The 19,616-nt window shown below is 40.0% G+C and carries 17 protein-coding genes; 13 read left to right on the forward strand and 4 right to left on the reverse strand.

Annotated elements, in window-relative coordinates; genetic code table 11:
- Positions 1-1,044, forward strand: a complete 1,044-nt coding sequence (locus T7867_RS06885; RefSeq protein ID WP_322299999.1) for a hypothetical protein — start codon at positions 1-3, stop codon at positions 1,042-1,044.
- Positions 1,045-1,074: 30 nt separating this feature from the next.
- Here the strand turns inward: T7867_RS06885 and uvrC are convergent, their stop codons facing one another.
- From uvrC to porW, 3 genes are read right to left on the reverse strand one after another with little or no spacing between them, the layout of a single operon-like run.
- The gene (gene uvrC / locus T7867_RS06890; RefSeq protein WP_322300000.1) at positions 1,075-2,883 is read right to left on the reverse strand and encodes an excinuclease ABC subunit UvrC; all 1,809 of its coding nucleotides are present in this window, start codon (positions 2,881-2,883) and stop codon (positions 1,075-1,077) included.
- A gap of 9 nt (positions 2,884-2,892) precedes the next feature.
- On the reverse strand, positions 2,893-5,214 hold the full coding sequence (locus T7867_RS06895; protein ID WP_322300001.1) for a transglycosylase domain-containing protein: 2,322 nt from the start codon (positions 5,212-5,214) through the stop codon (positions 2,893-2,895).
- Positions 5,211-7,766, reverse strand: coding sequence for a type IX secretion system periplasmic lipoprotein PorW/SprE (gene porW / locus T7867_RS06900; protein WP_322300002.1), 2,556 nt, complete (start codon positions 7,764-7,766; stop codon positions 5,211-5,213). The genes T7867_RS06895 and porW overlap by 4 nt, the downstream gene beginning before the upstream one ends.
- 108 nt (positions 7,767-7,874) lie before the next feature.
- On the opposite strand from porW, the gene T7867_RS06905 reads away from it, so the two are divergent.
- From T7867_RS06905 to T7867_RS06960, 12 genes are all read left to right on the forward strand, one after another.
- On the forward strand, positions 7,875-8,735 hold the full coding sequence (locus T7867_RS06905; protein ID WP_322300003.1) for a M23 family metallopeptidase: 861 nt from the start codon (positions 7,875-7,877) through the stop codon (positions 8,733-8,735).
- 33 nt (positions 8,736-8,768) lie between these two features.
- Positions 8,769-9,191: a bactofilin family protein gene (locus T7867_RS06910; protein WP_068217177.1), complete on the forward strand. Its 423-nt coding sequence runs from the start codon at positions 8,769-8,771 to the stop codon at positions 9,189-9,191.
- Positions 9,160-9,375: an AtpZ/AtpI family protein gene (locus T7867_RS06915; RefSeq protein ID WP_068217179.1), complete on the forward strand. Its 216-nt coding sequence runs from the start codon at positions 9,160-9,162 to the stop codon at positions 9,373-9,375. Before T7867_RS06910 ends, T7867_RS06915 begins: the two co-directional genes overlap by 32 nt.
- Positions 9,376-9,849: 474 nt before the next feature.
- A complete protein-coding gene (locus tag T7867_RS06920) occupies positions 9,850-10,167 on the forward strand; it encodes a hypothetical protein (RefSeq protein ID WP_273273408.1) in 318 nt (105 codons plus the stop codon).
- On the forward strand, positions 10,167-11,354 hold the full coding sequence (atpB, locus tag T7867_RS06925) for a F0F1 ATP synthase subunit A (RefSeq protein WP_322300004.1): 1,188 nt from the start codon (positions 10,167-10,169) through the stop codon (positions 11,352-11,354). The genes T7867_RS06920 and atpB overlap by 1 nt, the downstream gene beginning before the upstream one ends.
- 34 nt (positions 11,355-11,388) lie before the next feature.
- Positions 11,389-11,649 carry an ATP synthase F0 subunit C gene (atpE, locus tag T7867_RS06930; protein WP_288340540.1) on the forward strand — a complete coding sequence of 87 codons (261 nt, stop codon included), beginning with the start codon at positions 11,389-11,391 and terminating at the stop codon, positions 11,647-11,649.
- Positions 11,650-11,720: 71 nt separating this feature from the next.
- A complete protein-coding gene (locus tag T7867_RS06935) occupies positions 11,721-12,215 on the forward strand; it encodes a F0F1 ATP synthase subunit B (RefSeq protein WP_273514391.1) in 495 nt (164 codons plus the stop codon).
- 10 nt (positions 12,216-12,225) lie between these two features.
- Positions 12,226-12,783: an ATP synthase F1 subunit delta gene (gene atpH / locus T7867_RS06940; RefSeq protein ID WP_322300005.1), complete on the forward strand. Its 558-nt coding sequence runs from the start codon at positions 12,226-12,228 to the stop codon at positions 12,781-12,783.
- A gap of 32 nt (positions 12,784-12,815) precedes the next feature.
- Positions 12,816-14,390, forward strand: coding sequence for a F0F1 ATP synthase subunit alpha (gene atpA / locus T7867_RS06945; protein ID WP_273514390.1), 1,575 nt, complete (start codon positions 12,816-12,818; stop codon positions 14,388-14,390).
- Between the two features lie 33 nt (positions 14,391-14,423).
- Positions 14,424-15,302 (forward strand): ATP synthase F1 subunit gamma, encoded by an 879-nt coding sequence (gene atpG / locus T7867_RS06950; RefSeq protein WP_322300006.1) that lies wholly within the window; start codon positions 14,424-14,426, stop codon positions 15,300-15,302.
- A gap of 58 nt (positions 15,303-15,360) precedes the next feature.
- Positions 15,361-16,173 (forward strand): hypothetical protein, encoded by an 813-nt coding sequence (locus T7867_RS06955; RefSeq protein WP_322300007.1) that lies wholly within the window; start codon positions 15,361-15,363, stop codon positions 16,171-16,173.
- A complete protein-coding gene (locus T7867_RS06960) occupies positions 16,170-16,781 on the forward strand; it encodes a class I SAM-dependent methyltransferase (protein ID WP_322300008.1) in 612 nt (203 codons plus the stop codon). Before T7867_RS06955 ends, T7867_RS06960 begins: the two co-directional genes overlap by 4 nt.
- Here T7867_RS06960 and T7867_RS06965 read toward each other — a convergent pair.
- Entirely contained in the window at positions 16,771-19,608 is a 2,838-nt protein-coding gene (locus tag T7867_RS06965) for a hypothetical protein (protein WP_322300009.1), read from the reverse strand. The genes T7867_RS06960 and T7867_RS06965 overlap by 11 nt on opposite strands.
- Positions 19,609-19,616 lie beyond the last annotated feature (8 nt).

Below are 19,616 nucleotides of genomic sequence, written 5' to 3' on the forward strand. Positions count from 1 at the left end.
ATGAAAAGAGTTTCGGCAATTTTATTGGCACTATTATTCGTGACTTTAGTTAAGGCACAAGATGAGCAAGGAGCAGGTACCGATCCTGCAAAATTCTTGCAGTCTATTGAAAGTACCACTAGAGTTGCCGGGCTTAATAGTGCTCGCAAGCTCAACAACGAATTCTCTGTTCGTCCAATCAGAGATGAAGATGTGATGTGGAGTATTAGACTTTGGTCCAAAATGAACTTCAACGAAAAGTTGAATTCTGCTTGGAATGCTAAAGAGTCTAGAATTTCTGAGGTAATCTTAAATGGAATTGAGGCCTATTACGATGCTAAAAGTCAGGCTTTAGATCAACAAGTAGGTATAACTCCTTATGCAACTTTTGAAACTGGCGCTGCTGGTTTTTCAGAAGAGGATATATTATCTGAAACAGACTTCAGAAATAACCTCAAAAATATGTCTACCGCTCAGGGTAACTATGACGAAGCCTTGAGAGGGCAGGATAGAGCTGAGTTGAAGACTAGAGATGGTGGTAGGTTTGCAGAGTATTCAGATGCAAGATTAGACTCTATTATTGATGTGGAGTACCAGGCTGCTTCTGCTGCTAGACCACTAGATCCGGCTAATAAAGGAGATTTAGATGTATTGTTGATTGAGGAGGATATGATCTTCGATAGAAATCAATCGCTCGCCAAGTGGGATATTGTATCCATAACCTTGGTTGCACCTCCTAAGGCTTCGGTAGCAGGAACAGAAAGAGAGATTGTGAGAATTAAGTATGAGGAATTGGTGAACTACATTGAGCAGGTTTATTCCGAAAGTAATAAGAATACTGCTTACTGGTATAACCCAAAGAACCCTCGCGATAGAAATATCAATTTTGCCCATGCGTTCGACTTAAGGTTGTTCAGTGCATACATTACTAAGTTCCAGAACTCTGACGATAGCAATATTCAGACCCTTTACGGTAAGTCTGACTATGATTATAGCATCATTGAACAGGCCATGAGAAAGCGTATGGAGCTATTAGAGAAAATGCATAACCTTTGGGAATACTAACCCTTGGTTTGAAGATAAAGAAGAAGGAAGCTATTTGGCTTCCTTTTTTTGTTTGATATAATTGGTGACAATTGCTGCTTTTGATTTGCCTATCAGCGATTCTATTTCTTCATGTGGGGCTTGCTCAATCTTACTCATGGTTCGGTATTTTCGAAGCAATTTATCTACTGTGGCCTTGCCCAAACCTTTCACTTCTTCCAGTTCAAAGTTAAAGCTATTCTTACTGCGAAGATCTCTATGGAATGTAATAGCAAACCTATGCGCCTCATCTCTTAGTTTTTGAATAAGTCTGAGTGATTCCGACTTCTTATCTATATGGATCGGGAAGGAATCTTCTGGGAAGTAGAGCTCTTCAAGGCGTTTTGCAATACCAATGATTGGAATCTCTCCATAGATATTGAGCTCTTTGAGCGCCTCGCAAGCCGCATTTAACTGGCCTTTTCCACCATCAATAACAATTAGCTTAGGTAGCGGCTCATTTTCATCGAGCAGTCTTTTATATCGCCTTCCTACTACCTCTTTCATGGAGCCAAAATCGTCTGGGCCAACCACAGTTTTAATCTTGTAATGGCGATAATCTTTTTTAGAAGGTCTGCCCATTTTAAAGCAGACCATACTGGCCACTGGGTTTGTGCCTTGTATGTTAGAGTTATCGAAGCACTCTATATGAACAGGTAGTTCTTTAAGCGATAAGTCTGCCTGTAGCTGCTTAAGTACTCTATTGCCTTTATCCTTTACATTTTCGAGAGAAGTATATTTCTCCTTTTTAGCGAATAGAGCATTCTTTAACGATAGGTCTATCAACTTCTTTTTATCGCCTCGTTGTGGTAGCAGCAGCTTAAAGTTTTCTGTGTGAAGCGCTAGCTCTCTATTTGTGAGTACCTCCTTAGCAGTGCTCTGGAACTTGTCTTTTAAATCTATAATCATGAGACTCAAGATCTCTTCATCTGACTCATTGAGTCTTTTCTTTATCTCACTGGTTTGAGAGAGATTGATAGTTCCGTTCTTGATCCTCAGGTAGTTTACAAAGGCCCACTTTTCGTCTGAAACAATGGTGAATACATCCATGTCAGCAATGTTCGGGCTCACAACTATAGACTTAGATTGGAACCTATCTACAGACTCAAGTTTGTCTTTGTATTGCTGGGCTTTTTCAAATTCAAGCTTTTGAGCAGCTGATGTCATTTGTTCTTTGAAGAACTGCTTCGGGATTGAGAGATTTCCCTTCAGTATGTGGATGGCTTGATTTACATCATCTAGGTAATCGGCTTCTGATTGAAGTGCCTCGCAAGGGCCTTTGCAATTGCCAATATGGTACTCCAGACATACCTTAAATTTGCCTTTGCTAATGTTTTCTTCGCTCAGGTCGAATCGGCAAGTTCTTAAAGTGAACAAAGAGTTGATAAGCCTGAGAATATTATTCATGGCTTTTACAGAGGCAAATGGGCCAAAGTAAGTACCGTTAGACGGAATGAACTTTCGGGTACTGTAAATGCGTGGAAACCGTTCGTTGGAAACACATATGTACGGGTAGGTCTTATCGTCTTTTAGTAGAATGTTATACCGAGGCTGATTCTGCTTAATGAGATTGTTCTCTAACAGCAGCGCATCGAATTCATTGTTAACCAACGTAACTTCTATGGCCTTGATTTCCGATACTAACCTTCTGGTTTTTCTATTTACTCCACTTTGTTTATTGAAGTAACTAGAAACACGTTTTTTCAGGCTCTTGGCTTTACCCACATAAATGAGCACGTCTTCTTCATTGAAAAAACGGTAAACTCCCGGGTTATCGGGAAGATTCAATACATCCTTAGGATCGAATCGGGTGACCTCCATAGGCCGAAATTAGTAAATATCATCGTCATAAATGGTGGTATCCGTAGGGGTAAGTACATCTACAAACTTCTGACAATCTATTTCCATGCTCAGGTTGGGTGGTCTTTGGAATACTGTCTTTTGAAGATTAAGGGTAGAGTCAGCGTAGATATCTTGTAAGAAGAGGGCTACAATTGGCATTGCAGTTCTTGCTCCTTGCCCATCAGGCCAATGAGTAAAGTGAATTGCACGGTCATCTCCTCCTACCCAGGCGCCAGCAACAATATCGTTGGTAACTGCTACAAACCATCCATCTGAAGCGTTTTGGGTGGTTCCTGTTTTCGCACCAATTGAGAATTCAGTTTGATTATAGTCAGTAAGGTTGTAGTACTTAGGTGCCCAAAGTCTAATACCAGAACCGTTTCTCACCGTTTCTTGCATCATGTTAAGCATTACGTAAGCTACATCTTCATTAATTGCCTTGCTCTTTCTCGGTACATGTCTATATATCTCGTTACCATACTTGTCTTCTATTCTGGAAATATAATATGGTTCTATGTGTGTTCCTTTATTGGCGAATGTTCCATAAGCACCTAAGATTTCGAATAAGGATACGTCTTCCGTTCCTAAAGACATGGCGTAAAGAGGTTTAATAGGACTATTTACACCCAGACGTTTTGCCATATCTACCACCTTATCTGGCTTAACTATATCCATTACTCTGGCAGTAATAGAATTTACAGATTTTGCCATGGCTAGTTTCATGGTCATCTCTTCTCCTGAAAAAACACCATCTGCATTGGAAGGGTCCCAGACTTCAGATCCGTTACCTGTTCTTATGGCAACGGCCTCGTCTCTGAAAGTATAGCATGGTGAGTATCCTTGCTCTACAGCTGTGGCATAGACGAATGGCTTAAATAATGAGCCTGGCTGTCTTTTACCATAACGAACGTGGTCATATTTGAAATGCTGAAAGTTTACTCCTCCAACCCATGCTTTAATTGCACCAGTGCTAGGTTGAGTAGCCAAGAATCCTGACTGTAAAAACTGCTTGTAGTATCGAATGGAATCAATCGAGCTCATTACTGTGTCAATATCTCCACCCCAAGAGAAGACTTTCAGCTTTTTAGGTTTGTTCATATAGTAGTCAACAGAATCTGACTTGCTCCCGTACTTTCTTACCAAGCTTCTATAGGCCTGTGACCTAGGGATTACACTCTCTTCGAAGAAATTCTCAATTTCTCTACCCTTGCTATCTATCCACAAATCTCTACCTTCTTTAGCGAGTTTTTGGTCGAATAAAGCTTGCAGTGACCGCATAGAGCTGTCCATAGCATCTTCTGCATAGGCCTGCATTCGAGAGTCTAGCGTAGTGTATATTTTGAGGCCGTCACCGTATAAGTCATATCCTAAGTTTCGGCAAAGTTCAAGCAAGTCTTTACTAGCCTCTGCACGGAAGTATTGGGCAAGGCCTGTATTATGATCTTGCTGACGGAATTCTTCCAAATTGATTTCTTGAACCTTTAGAGTATCATAAGCTCGTTTGTCTAGAAAATCATATTTCACCATCTGACTCATTACAGTATTTCTTCTGCGCATTGAGTTTTCTGGGTTGATATCTGGTCTGTAAGTAGTAACACCTTTTTGCATGCCCGCTAGTACCGCGGCCTCCTGAACCGATAATTCATGAGGCAATTTGTTGAAGTATGTTTTGGCTGCAGACTTAATTCCGTAGGCATTGTTTCCAAATTCTACGGTATTGTAATACATAGCCATAATCTCTTCTTTGGTGTAAGATCTTTCCAGTCTTACAGAGAGAATCCACTCTTTAGTTTTGTAAATAAGCTGATCTAAGAATCCGTTTACGCCTTCTAATTTGCCTTTGTCTTCTGCCTTAATAACCCGGGTGTTAAACAGGTTTTTTGCTAACTGTTGGCTAATGGTAGATCCACCGCCTTTAGGACTGAAAGTAATTACCCCAAAAGCTACACGGAACATACTTTCTAAGTCTATTCCAGAGTGAGAGTTAAAACGAATGTCTTCTGCTGCTAATAGAGCATGAACGAGATTATCGCCAAGTTGATCGTAAGTAACAGGGTTTCTATTATTTCTGTAGTAACCAGAACCTAATTGTACACCATCGGCTGTAAAAAGTAGAGAAGTTAGATTTTGGTCAGGGTTTTCTAGCTGACTGTAGCTTGGCAGGTTACCAAACCAATTGTTGAGGTTATTACTAACCGCCCAAATATAAGTGGGAAAGCCAATGATGCATAAGGCAAAAACAACCCATAAGGCTATGGTGATTTTCTTAAGTATTGGCCTTCTTTTATTTAGCTTCTCTGTAGCGGTCATTCTTTGTAAAATTTCTTGTGGAACTCCAGGTATTGATCTAACGCTTTGTTTTGGAACAACAGTGTGAAGTTATCTTGCGATATGGCAAAATTATGAAAATTTGAATCGGCTTGCAGCCCAATTCTTTTCAGTTCCTTTTCCATTAATTCTCTGTAGCTCTCAGCTGCCGACTTTACCTTAAAGCTGTTGATGTATATTACTCCAATTTGCTCTTGAGGGTTGAAGCTTACAAAGCCAGAAAACAGTTTTGTTTTAAAGTTTTCCGCATTGAACTCATCTATTTGTTTTCTTAGAGAGTCTGCTTCAAAATTTGCCTGATTAAAAGTGAAGGCCACTAAATGAATTTGCTGGAAATCTTCGCTGAACGCATCTTTAAGGTTACCCAAGCGCTGGTTCTTTGTTGGGGCTACAGCGGCTAACAAGCTTTTGGCGTAAGATGTCTGTGGAGCTTCTGGGTATTTCTCAATAAAATCGTTCAAGGCTTGCTCATAAGAAACAATGCTTTCTGTTTTGGCCTTGAGTATAGCAGCCAATAATTCTACCGTAGGTAAAAAGTCTACATCTTCAAAAGAAGAAAGTGCTGACCGTAGCCTTTGGTCGGCCAATAAGTAATTACCAGCTTCATACGCTTCATACGCTTCAGCATATTGTAACTGTAATGCTCTGTTTCTGGCAGCCTTTTCTTGCAGGTAATTAGGGTTAATGAGTGTTTTGGCCATAATGGTTTCAGGAAACTCATCAATGATCATTTGCCTATACTGTTGAGATTTACTGGCATCAATTGGTTCATACAAGGTGTATAGAGCATAAAGAGCATCTATTCTGTGGCTAGTTTGTGGGTACTTCTGTAGTAGGGTTTCATAACTATCGATGGATTGTCTGTTTTGCTCCAGACCGAACCTATAAATGCTCCCTAGCTTAAAATATGCGTCTTGTATTTCTAATCGGGCTTTCTCTTTCGCATCTTCTTCAAATGGAATGGTAGCCATTAGCTTTTCAACCTCAGTATCTCTACTACTCTTTAAGTCTGGCTGAGCTGCCCCTTTATTAGGATCGTCAAATTCTTCTTCTGCTACGGTAGTGGCTGGGCCAATACCAATGTTCTGTTTTAAAGATCTTCTCCAATTATTTTCCAACGGCCTATTGCCCCAAATACGCTGAAACTCAAGTTGCCCTTGGCTAATGGCTTGTTGATTATAGAAGTACCAAGACCCGCTGCCATCGGGTGTCTGATAATTTGAATTATCCACCCTATTGATTCCGCGATTACTAGGCTGCTCTTTAGCTTTTCTTTCTTTTTCCTTGGCTTCTTTAGCATCAATATACCTTCCCAGATAAACTTCTAGTTGTACTCTGCTCATAGCAGATAGTGTAAGAAGGCTATCATTGGTTTCAATAATGTTGAGCTGAGTAACAAAGTCTTTCAGAACGGTCTGTCTCTTTGAAATATCCTCAAAGTTCTCAATGTCTTTCGGCAGCTTCTGAACTGCACTATCATAATAGGCACTGGCCAAATTGAACCTCTTTAAATCGTCATAGTAGATTTCTGCCAACCTTAAATAGGCCAATCCTTGCTGTCTTTGGTTGGGCTGTTCTACCTGAGCAGCAGATTTGAAGTGCTCAATAGCTTGAGGCAAGTTTTCACGGTTTTGCTCTAGCAAGCCCATAGTATAGAATATGTTATCCATATACTCTGTATTCTTACCATCAGAGAGCATCTTCTCAAAGGCTTTGTAGGCCTCATCAACATAATTAGGGTTAGCAAAACCAGAAACGGCTAGCTTATTTAGCTTGGCATGAAACATAATCTCATAAGGAGGATTACCCTTTTGAGCATTATCATAGAACAGATAGGCATTTCTAAACTCACCGGCCTCTTGAGCAAGTTGTCCTAAAATAAAGTTTACTCTGATTTTATAGTTTTTATCTGTTAGTGCTGGTTGTGCTTGCTCTAACAATTCTTTTACTCTGCTGTAGTTGTCTTGCCTCTGATAGAAATATGCCAAAGTGAGAAGATAATCAACAGCATTTTCTTCAGTGAGCGACTCTTCTTCTAGAAACTGAGAAACCTGCAAGGCTTGGTCGTTATTACCCATGTCCATATAAGTTCTCATTAGGGCAATGAGCGCTTTCTGCCTAACCTGATCATCCTTGCTGTTTTGATTGATGTACTGGAAGGTTTCAATGGCAAACTGCCATTGCGCACGCAGGTATCGGATTTTTCCAATAATCAGGTAACTATCATCTACCCAGTCGCTGCCTTCCCACCACTCAATATTCTGACTAGATTTTTTAAAAGCATCATCTAGCTTTTCCTTATTACTGCTTACTATAGAAGAATCTACTTGAGGAAAGATCTTGAGAATTTCATCGAAGTTATACTCATACTGTTGCTCAAAGGCTTGGTAGGTTTCCGTTAAATATAAGTCGGCATAAAAGTATCCGTTATATCTAGCGTTAAGGTTCTGATAGCCTTTTGAGGCGCATCCTACAGAAATTAGAATGAACGCGGCAAAAATTGTTCTGACGATATGTAGAGTCTGTTTATCCAAAAAGGTGAAAACTTCGTTAGAGCAACGAAATTAATGAGCAATTAATACAATATTGCTCAGGCTCTTGAGTATTAATGAATATTTTTGCCAACCTTGACCTTTGTATAAGTGGCTAGATTTAAGAAGACGCTTTCTAACTGGCTTAATGCCCGTCATATACTTATCATTCAGAATGAGGAGAACTTTTCTGAAAAGGCCACCTATAAATTTACTTACGCCAAGATTATTTTCTTTGCTTTTCTAGGCTTTTTGGTGGTATTCGCACTCAGCTTTTATTTGGTAAATACCATTTTAGACCAATGGTTCGACCCGAGGTATGCCGAAAGACAGACCCGTCAGGAATTGGTAGAACTTACTTTTGAGCTCGATTCGCTTTCTTTTGAATTAGAAAGCAGAGATCAGTTTATACAAAGCATAAAGAAGGTACTTCAGGGCGATGTTACTACCAATGAGATACCTGAGAGCGCTGAGGCGAGTAGTCAAGAAGAAACCGACTATGACCAAATAGCTAAGACAGATAGCATATTTAAATCTGAATTTGAAAGTGGTAGTGGAGGAGACTTCTTGCTGAGTTCTAGCATGGATAACCTAGAGTTAAGAAATACCTACTTTTTTCCTCCTCTAACAGGTTTTGTAGTCGCAACTTTCGATCCACAAGAGGGACATTTTGGTATAGATATAGTATCTAAAAAAGATGAGCCAGTTAAATCTATTGCAGATGGAACGGTCGTTTTTACTGGCTGGACGCAAGATGACGGAAACATTATTGCGGTTCAACATAGAGAAAACCTTATTTCTATTTACAAGCATAATTCGGCAGTGATGAAGGCTGTGGGAGATGTAATTTCTGCCGGAGATATTATAGCAATTATTGGAAATACGGGAGAGTTGACCAGTGGTCCGCATTTGCATATTGAATTATGGTTTAATGGTTCGCCTGTAAACCCACAAGAATTCATTACCTTTTAAGACCAATTAGAATCAACTAAATAGAGACCAACCATGTTTTCTAAAGAAGACAAAAAATCAACTGAAGACCTGAGTCAATCAAGTAACATCATTGGCAAAGAAACAGTGTTAGAAGGCAGCCTAGAATCTGAAGGCAATGTTCGCATAGAAGGAAAAATCTATGGTAACGTTAAGGCAAAAGCCAAGTTTGTTTTAGGGGCAGAGGCTTACGTAGATGGCAGCGTAGTAGCCAGAACAGCAGAAGTTGCAGGCAAGGTTCGTGGAAACATAGAAATCTCCGAAATGCTTATTCTTAAGCCAAGTGCTGTAATCAACGGAGATATCTTAACTAATCAATTGGTGGTAGAACCAGGTGCAACTTTTAACGGTGGTTGTAAGATGGGCCATCTGGCTAAAGAAATTGAAATTATAACTCCTCAGAGCCGTGTCGCAGAAAAGGCCATTAAAAGAGCCTAATAACTATCTCAAATATTCTCAGCTGGGCTTACAGCTGTTCATCACTATTGGCTTGTGCGGTTGGTTAGGTTACAAGATGGATCAATGGTGGAATGGAGGTAATTCACTCTTCGTAATCATTATGGTTTTAATTGGTGCTGGTGGAGGCATCTATCAGCTTTACAGATCGCTACCAAAGGAGTAGCTCTTTTGTTATACCATTTTTTATTGGTCACAAAAGGAGTTAAAACTATGCACTTTAGTGCATTTGGCTTTAGCTTCTTAAAAGCATCCTGGAATTTACGATTTACGCCCTGATAATGCTCGGGGTTTAATTGACGTCAATCGTAAATCTAATCCCGAAACTTTCGGGACGTACATTTTCTTAGTCGGCCATTCAAAGCGACTTTCAGTTGCTTCTGGAACTATGGTGCTTTCAGCCCATAGTGGTTTGCCTCTTAACAAACAAGCTCCTTATTGGTGAGTCAATCTTCCTTTTTTACTCTTTAATATAGTGTTGGGTGTTTCTTTAAATTCAGGGAAACTTTAAAGTCAAAAACTTAGAACATTGAGCCAAAATAGACCTACCTTTGCGGCCATGAAAAGTTTGGGGCGCCAAATTATTGAATCTCTGATATTTAGCTTGATCCTATGCGCAATCGTTTTCAGTTTGCAGCAAATGGATATTCAGTTGCTTCATGAGGGAATTTGGACAATCATGATCTTTTCGGCTGTGTTGGGTTTAATAGTGGTGCTAGTATCTTACTGGGCATTCACTTCTTTAGATCCTCAGATTAGGCCAAATATATTTATTGGATTAACGGTTTTGAGAATGGTTTTAAGTATGATTTTTCTCGGATCCGTAATTTTCTTGGGTTTAGAAGATAAGAGACTTTGGGTAGCCAATTTCTTTGTACTCTATTTATTTTACTTAGTGTTTGAAATATATGCCATTCTCTCTAACTTGCGCGCGATTTCGGGAGAGGGTGAAAACTAATGATGAAAAAAAGCAGAACTAACATTCTCAATTTATTGATCACTAGCGCTTTAGTAGCTGTTTTTGGTCTGGCAAGTTCTTCAAATTTATGGGCAGCATCTGGCGGTGACGAGGCTAAAGAAGAGGGTGGTGGCACCGACTTCATTATGCACCACATCAAAGATGATTACCAGTGGCATATTATTACGCTCGGTCATACCCATGTAACTATTCCTCTACCAGTCATTATCTATGACCATGAAGACGGTTTAAAAGTGTTCATGTCATCAGATTTCCAAGATGAGCACCATAACCCAATTCCTCATGGTGGCTACTACATCGATCATGGTAAGCTTTTCAAATTAACTGAAGATTACGTTCCATCTACATCGCACAGTAACGATTCTCACGGAGAAGAAGTTTCAGAAAATGAGCATCAAGAAGAAGATTCTCATGGAGAAGAAGCAACACATGCAGAAGAAGATGCTCATGGCGATGACCATCCTGGTATGACTCAAGCAGGATTCCTAGATATTTCTATTACCAAGAATGTGGCTTCATTAATCATTAGTATGGTTCTTTTGTTTGCCGTATTCCTAACTATTGCAAAACGATATAAGAAAGGACTTGGAGCGCCTAAAGGTATGCAGTCACTCTTTGAGCCTGTAATTGTTTTCATTAGAGACGATATTGCTAAAGTGAACATTGGTGAGCATAAGTATGAGCGTTTTATGCCATACCTTCTTACGCTGTTCTTCTTTATTCTATTCAATAACTTATTAGGTCTTACTCCTGGTGCGGCTAACCTTACAGGTAACATTGCAGTAACCATGTGTTTGGCACTATTTACTTTCTTCATTACTCAGTTTAATGGTAAGAAGGCTTACTGGACTCACATTTTGTGGACTCCTGGTGTGCCACTTCCTGTAAGACCTGTAATCTTGATTGTAGAAGTAATTGGTATTTTCACTAAGCCTATTTCTTTAACTCTACGTTTGTTTGCTTCAATTACAGCAGGTCACATTGTAGTGCTTTCAATTGTAGGTTTAGGTTTCATTCTAAACAATATGGCGGTAGGAATTGCAGGAACATTGTTCTCTGTTGTTATCTCGCTTATTGAAATATTAGTAGCCGTTATTCAAGCGTATGTATTTACCCTGTTCTCATCGATGTACATCGGTCAGGCGGTAGATGACGGCCACCATTAATTAGAACCATTGTTTCATTTATAATAACAAACTTATGTTAGCTATTTTATTATCTGCTGGTATCGCTCTTTTAGGAGCTGCTATTGGCGCTGGCCTAGTTGCAATTGGTGCAGCTTTAGGTATCGGAAAAATTGGTGCTGCCGCTATGGAAGGTATGGCTCGTCAGCCAGAAGCTGCTGGTAAATTGCAGTCTGGTATGTTGATCATTGCCGCTCTTATTGAGGTAATTGCTCTTTTCGGTGTTGTTGCATGTTTCTTGATTGCATCTAACGGCAAAATTGTAGAGGCACTTTAAAAAACCATTTGAACAACTTTAGGCCATTGCATTAGGCAGGTCTAGAGTTGTTCTATTAAAACACTAACAGAATGGACTTATTAATTCCAGATACCGGTTTATTTATACTACAAACAGTAGCTTTCATTATTCTACTTATCGTTTTAGGTAAGTTTGCATGGAAACCTATTCTTAGTGGGTTAAAGGAGCGTGAGCAAACTATTGAAAGTGCGCTTTTAGCTGCAGAGCAAGCTAAGAAAGACATGCAGGCACTTCAGGCCGATAACGAGAAGCTTTTGGCTGAAGCAAGATCTGAAAGAGACGCTATCTTAAAAGAGGCAATGGCAACTGCTAACTCTATTAAAGAGGAGGCAAAAGAAGAGACTAGCAAAATCACAGCTAAAATGCTTGAAGATGCTAAAGCAACTATCGAGAATGAGAAGAGAGCTGCTTTGGCAGAAGTAAAAACTCAGGTAGCTGCTCTTTCTTTAGATATTACTGAGAAAGTCATCAGAAAGCAATTGAGCGATAAGAAGGCTCAAGAAGCTTTGGTTGATGAGTATGTAAAAGATTTGAACTTAAACTAAATCCGGACGAATGTCTGAATATAGAATTGCTTCCAGATACGCTAAATCACTTCTAGACCTTTCGGTTGAAAAAGGTACTTTAGAAGAGGTGAATAAAGACATGCAGCTTCTTTCTGAAACTGCTGAAGAAAGCCGCGATTTAGTGATGATGCTGAAAAGCCCAATCATTACGCACGATAAAAAGTTGGCCGTATTGAAGAAGGTGTTTGAAGGTAAGGTAAGTGAATTGACCATGTCGTTCTTTACTATTCTTACCAAGAAACAAAGAGAGGCTTATTTGGTGGCTGTGGCAGAAGAGTTTCACCACCAATACAATGCTCATAAGGGCATAGAGGAGGCAACTGTTACAACTACCTTCCCATTGACAGACGCTCTAAGAAAAGAGTTCGAGTCGGTGGTAGAAAAAATTACTTCAAGAAAAGTAGAGCTTACCGAAAAGGTTAATGAAGCTTTAATTGGAGGGTTTATCTTGAAAATTGGAGATAGACAAATTGACGATTCCGTTAGCTCGAAATTGAAGGCACTTCGTGTTGAGTTCACTAAGAATCATTGCGAAAAGGTATTTTAAAGAAATTAGATAACACTTAATACGATTATAAAATGGCAGATGTAAGACCAGATGAGGTTTCAGCAATCTTAAGAGAGCAACTCTCAAACTTCAAATCGGAAGCCGAATTAGAAGAAGTAGGTACCGTATTACAAGTGGGTGATGGTGTTGCCAGAATCTACGGACTGTCTAAAGCACAGTCAGGTGAATTGTTGGAATTCGACAATGGTTTGAATGCGTTAGTATTGAACCTTGAAGAAGACAATGTAGGTGCTGTATTGCTTGGTGACTCAGCAGAAATCAAAGAAGGTGACACTGTAAAGCGTACCGGTAGAATTGCCTCTATTAAGGCAGGCGAAGGTATGGTTGGCCGTGTGGTTAACACTTTGGGTGAGCCTATCGATGGTAAAGGTCCTATTGCTGGTGAAACTTTCGAGATGCCTTTGGAGCGTAAAGCACCAGGTGTAATCTACCGTCAGCCAGTAAACGAGCCACTTCAAACAGGTATCAAGGCTATTGACTCAATGATTCCAATTGGTCGTGGTCAAAGAGAGCTTGTTATTGGTGACCGTCAGACAGGTAAGACTGCCGTTGTAATCGATACAATTATTAACCAAAGAGAATTCTACGAAGCAGGTGAGCCTGTATTCTGTATCTACGTTGCTGTAGGCCAGAAGGCTTCTACCGTTGCTGGTGTAGTAGCTGCTCTAGAAAAAGGTGGTGCTATGGACTATACTGTTGTAGTTTCTGCCTCTGCTGCAGATCCTGCTCCAATGCAGTTCTTTGCTCCATTTACTGGTGCTGCTATTGGTGAGTACTTCAGAGATACAGGACGTCCGGCCCTAGTGGTTTATGATGACCTTTCTAAGCAAGCTGTAGCTTACCGTGAGGTATCTCTTCTATTGAGAAGACCTCCAGGACGTGAGGCTTACCCTGGTGATGTATTCTACCTTCACTCAAGACTTTTGGAAAGAGCTGCAAAAGTAAATGCTAATGACAGCATTGCTGCAGATATGAACGACCTTCCTGATTCTTTGAAAGGAAAAGTTAAAGGTGGTGGCTCATTAACAGCACTTCCAATTATCGAAACTCAAGCTGGTGACGTTTCTGCTTATATTCCTACCAACGTAATTTCAATTACTGATGGTCAGATCTTCTTGGAAACTAACCTTTTCAACTCAGGTGTGAGACCTGCTATTAACGTAGGTATCTCAGTATCTCGTGTAGGAGGTTCAGCTCAGATCAAGTCAATGAAGAAGGTATCTGGTACGTTGAAGCTAGACCAGGCTCAGTTCCGTGAACTAGAGGCATTTGCTAAGTTCGGTTCAGACCTTGATGCTGCAACTCAGTTGACTATTGATAGAGGTAGAAGAAACCAAGAAATCCTTAAGCAAGGACAGTACTCTCCAGTACCTGTAGAAGAGCAAGTAGCTATTATTTACGCTTCTACTAAGGGCTTAATTGACAAGGTACCTGTAGAGAAAGTAAGAGAGTTCGAGAAAGAATTCTTAATGGTACTTAGAAACAGCCACAGAGCTGCTCTAGACTTATTGAAAGCTGGAAAATTAGATGACAGCGCTATTGAGTCTATCAAGCAAGTTGCTAAGGAAGTTTCTGCTAAATATTAATTTGATTTTTGGGGTAACCCATAACCATAGATTATGGCAAGTTTAAAGGAAGTTAAAGAACGAATTCAGTCGGTAAGCTCTACACAGCAGATTACCAAAGCCATGAAAATGGTGGCGGCAGCCAAGCTGAGAAGAGCTCAAGATAGAATTGTTCAGCTTAGACCATATTCAGAAAAACTGGCGGCACTTTTGGCCAATGTTTCTTCAGGAAATAATGAAGAAGGCATGAACACTTACTCAGAAGAAAGAGAAGTGAAAAGAGTGCTAATTGTACCAGTAAGTTCAGACAGGGGTCTGTGTGGTGCCTTCAACTCAAATGTGGTTAAGGCTTGCAGAAGATTAATCGAGTCTGATGAATTGCAAGGCAAAGAAGTTGAGGTTCTTCCAATTGGTAAGAAGTCTTATGACAACTTCAGAAAGAAGAGTTACCCTATGGTGAACGACTTCTACGAAGTTTTCGGTGACTTAACTTTCGACAACGTAAGAGAGGCAGCAGAATATGCCATGAACTCTTATGCTGAAGGAAAATACGATAAAGTTTACTTGGTGTACAACGAATTTAAAAACGTTGCCACTCAGATAGTTCAAACAGAGCAATTCCTACCTATAGTAGAAATTGAACAAGAAGAGACTGTGAACACAGGCATCGATTACATCTATGAGCCATCTAAAGACTTTATTGTTGAAGAATTGATTCCTAAATCGTTGAAAATTCAATTCTACAAAGCTGTTCTAGAATCTAATGCTTCCGAGCATGGTGCTAGAATGACAGCCATGGGTAAGGCAACGGACAACGCTGCTGAACTATTGAAAGAATTGAAATTGACTTATAACAGAACACGTCAGGCGGCAATTACTAAAGAAATCCTTGAGATTGTTGGTGGTGCTGAAGCCTTGGCCTCTGCTAGCTAGGATAACAACATTTTATTATAAATTGAACCCTGATTCATTTCTGAGTCAGGGTTTTTTTATGCTAAGAATTATTCATTTCATACAAAACCTAAGCCTTGATATTACCATTGGGGCAGTGATATCATCACTCTTTTTGGCTAGGGTTATGAATGTTGAAGTTTCTGCCTACATCATGATAGGCTTGACCATTGCTATTTGGTTAATCTACACCTTTGATCATTTAAGGGATGCTTATAAGACCAAGGGAAGAGCGAATAACCCAAGGCATGCATTTCATCAGAGATATTTCAAGGAGGTTTCTTCAGTTGCGCTAATAGTTTTTGCCTTAGGTCTTTACAATTTAAAGTATTTACCAAAAGAGACTATCTACTTAGGTTTAGTCCTTGTAGGTCTAAGTGGCTTATATTTTGTCTATTTAATGCAGGCTAAGAGAGCCATAAGCAAGGAGCTATTCGCGGCAACTGTGTATGTTGCTGGCATTGCCACCGCTCCGCTCAGTTTGGCCGAAACTGTTGAGGCTGAATGGGTGGTCTTGTTACTAATTTTCTGGATTCTAGCCTATGCTAACCTATTGATAATTCCTTCTTATGAAGTAGAGCTAGACAAAAGTGATAATCAAAGCTCCGTGGTGACAAGGCTTGGAGAATTAAGGGTTAAGCGATTACTTCTATTTCTATTGGTTTTATGCACTCTGCTAATTCAGTATTTTGGCTATCTCACCAATCTGTCTGCGGCCTATCCAATTCTAATATTGATGGTTTCCACCCTTTTAATACTGGTGATTAGGCCTCAATATTTTCGAAAATATCAGCTCTATAGAATATTGAGCGATGGAATTTTCTTTCTACCAGGTATTGCGCCATTAGTATGAAAGAGAATCAGTATGATTTAGTAGCACCTTTTTATGATGCGCTGGCTAAGCTAATATTCGGAGAAAAATTGCTGAAAGCTCAAATGCATTATTTGGGCGAAATGAAGAGTTCTGACAGGGTATTAATTGTTGGAGGGGGAACTGGAAGAATCCTTAAGCATCCTGCTTTTCTGCACGTTAAATGCATAGACTACGTAGAGCTCTCGGCTAAGATGATATTGGAAGCTCGGGAAAATGCTGGAAAGCTTGAAACTGTGAGATTTCTAGAAATGGATTTTTTTCAGCATCATGGAGAATATGATTTCATTATATGTAATTTCTTTTTGGATTGCTTTAATGAACATTTTTTGAGCATGGCCATTCGAAAACTAGCAGGCTTGCTGTCTCAAAACGGAACACTTTTAGTAACTGATTTTAAACCATCATCTAATAGGAAGAACAAGCTTTTAGTTTCCTTGATGATCATTTTTTTCAGGCTTACCACTCGGCTTCAGGCTCCTAAATTACAAGACATACCTCAGGCATTGCAGGCTTTGTTTAGTCCAGTTCAACGAGCTTCTTTTAACAATGGCCTTGTTTTCTCAAGCTTGCTGAAACCTAATCCCTAATAAGCAACCTATAAGTTTTAGTTACTTGAGAGCATTTTACCCTCACCAAATTGATACCCGTTCTTAATTTATCAGTAGGTATTTCTAGGTTAGCATTCATTTGGTTTAGCCGTTTGTCTTCCGTGTATAGAACAACACCATCTGGACTAATGACCTCAATTCTAATTTGATCATTGAACTCGTGCGAAACTAACCTTATCTGAGCTTTAGAACCACGCCTTACGGGGTTCGGATAAATTGCTCCATTTTCATGATTACCTGATGCTACATCTACGGCCACAATTCTAGAGAAGCTATCATTATTACTTCTATCGGTAGTTTTTAGGCGATAGTAGCTTCTTCCTTCCTCTGGGTTATCATCTATGTGTCTATAAGCCACTTCGCTTGGAAGTTCTTTTCCTGGCATTACATGAAGTGTGCTAAAGGCTTGCCCATCATTACTTCGTTGAACTTCAAACATGGTATTAGACTCTTCATTAATGGTTTTCCATTGAATCATAACTGAGTTTAGTTCAGAGTTGAATGCTGCATTAAATGCGAGTAACTCAATAGGCAGGGCTCCAATTTCTTCAGACCCTAAGGTAAAGTATTGGCCAGTGCTGAAATTAACGGTGAAGGACACTGTTTTTTCTGATGAATTGATGGAAGACGGTGAATAAAGAGTGACACCGGAAGAAAAGTCACCGTCTCCATCAACCATTAATCTCAGCAAGTTTAGATTATTTGACCCAGCACCAGAAGGCCCAGAAATATCTGATACATCAAATGTTAGGGTTACACTTCCTATTGTTCCGGTTTCCTGAACATGCCACTCTCTGTTCAGTCTACTGTTTACCTGACTACTATTATACTCCCTGTTATCAGGATCTTCCATTGGTGCATTATCATTTGCCCATATTAAAAACGAATCGTCTGTGTTGAAAGAAGCTACTTCCATGGTAACAATTGCGTCATTGTTTTCACTCTTAGATTTCAGTTGTGATAAACAGCTGTTGTCATCGCGTCCAATTCCGGCAATATCACTGTTGTATGAAGCATCTGAAGTGTAGCTCCATATAGTACCGCCATCAGATGCTAAGTATGCTGAACTGCCTCCTCTGGTTATTCCATATTTTAGAGCTAGATAAGATTCTACTCTTTGTCTTTCTGCAGTAGTAAGGTCATCTGAAAAGACTATAGATTCAGCGATTCTGCCGGCAAACTGAGAGCCAACAGTCGGGCTAGGATTATTCCCGATACCAAAACCAGAAGGATTGGAGAAGGTGCTTGTGCTTCCCGTACCAGTAGCATTACTGGCAGAGTTGATATATAGGGCGAGTGCTCCAGTAGACCGTACACGAGTAGCTGTAGCAATGTATGGTTCAAAATCTATGTAGGTTGTGCCTGCAGTACTTCTAACCGTAAGGTCATCGTTATTCGCAGCATTTAAATGTATTCTACCCTCTGCAATACCAAGTCCGTAATCTAAATCTGTACCAGAGGTGCCTGCACCCAATAGCACTGGGGCATTTTCAAAATCACCAGTATCACCACCAAGTTGACCAGACTCAAAGACGGTAATAATGGTAAAATCGCCACTTACGTTGTTGCCGTTAGTCGTTTCAATATAGGACGCATTAGTTGAGTTCGGGTCAGAGAACTGAATAGCTGGGTTGAAGTTGATTTCTGAAGTCTGATATGTTGGCTCTACAGGATTTACCCCTCCAAGATCTAATTCTGTACCATTTCTATTATTCACACTTTGGTCTGCCCAAGAAGAAATGTTGCTGTCATCTGTAGTGGTATTGGTTCCTTCATTGGCTTTGAGCCATAAGGCTAAATCTGTGGTTACTCCTCCAGGTCCACAGGTTTCTCTGGCCGTTCCTAAGGTAAAGTAGTCGCCATCAGAAAACTCTATGTTATTGAAGGTTAATACATTACCGTTAAACGTTCCACCTGTAATGGTTGAGCCCGAAGCCATTGTAGGCGAACCTGATATTATTAGTTGAAAATCTGTAGCCGAAGAGGAATAGCCCAACCCAGATAAGTCAAAAGAAATGGAGTTATTCTCTATAGTTCCCGTTTTATCTACTCTCCAAATGGTTTCCATTCGTTCTGTTACCGTTCCAGGAACATCTACCGTATTAGCATTGGCTTGGGCAGGGTTGTCTCCATCATTACCCCAGATCAGGAAGGTGTTGTCTGAATCGAATGAATTTGGGTTGGTGACATTACTAGAAAATATGCCCTCATTTCCGATTGTTACAATGCTCCCTGAATTGGAACTTTTAGATTGTTTTTGAGAAAGGCATGAGTCATCGTCCCTTCCAATTCCCGCAATATCATTGGCATAGCCAGAATTGGTGGTTGCGTTCCAAACGGTTGTTCCTGCTGAGTTTACATAGTCTTGCGGAGAGGTTTGATCTATCGTAATTCCGTACTTAATGGCTAGGTAAGATTGGATTCTGTTTTTCTCAGCATCAGTTGGCCTGCTTGAGAAGGAAATGATTTCAGCTAGTTTTCCGTCAAAGAAATTGGTAAAAGAGAAGTCATTTGGTGTTTCAAATCTTCCAATGGCGTATTCTTCGTTTGAGACGGCCAAATACCCACTTCCACTTGTTGCATTATCTACTTGTATGCCATTCTGGAAAATACCAGAAGCAGTAGCTCCTGCGTTTTCACGAGTTTCAAAGAGTTGTGGAATATTGGCAGGTATAGTCTTGGTATTATCTACTCTTAATTGAGCATAACTATTCGCTCCATTTCCTACCAGGTGCCCAAGAACATCATCCGATCCACTGAAAATTCCACCTAAATAAAAGCCGCCTATGCTACTGGTTGTTGTCACTGAAGAGT

The organism is Roseivirga spongicola (assembly GCF_034376045.1).
Classification (GTDB): Bacteria; Bacteroidota; Bacteroidia; order Cytophagales; family Cyclobacteriaceae; genus Roseivirga; species Roseivirga spongicola.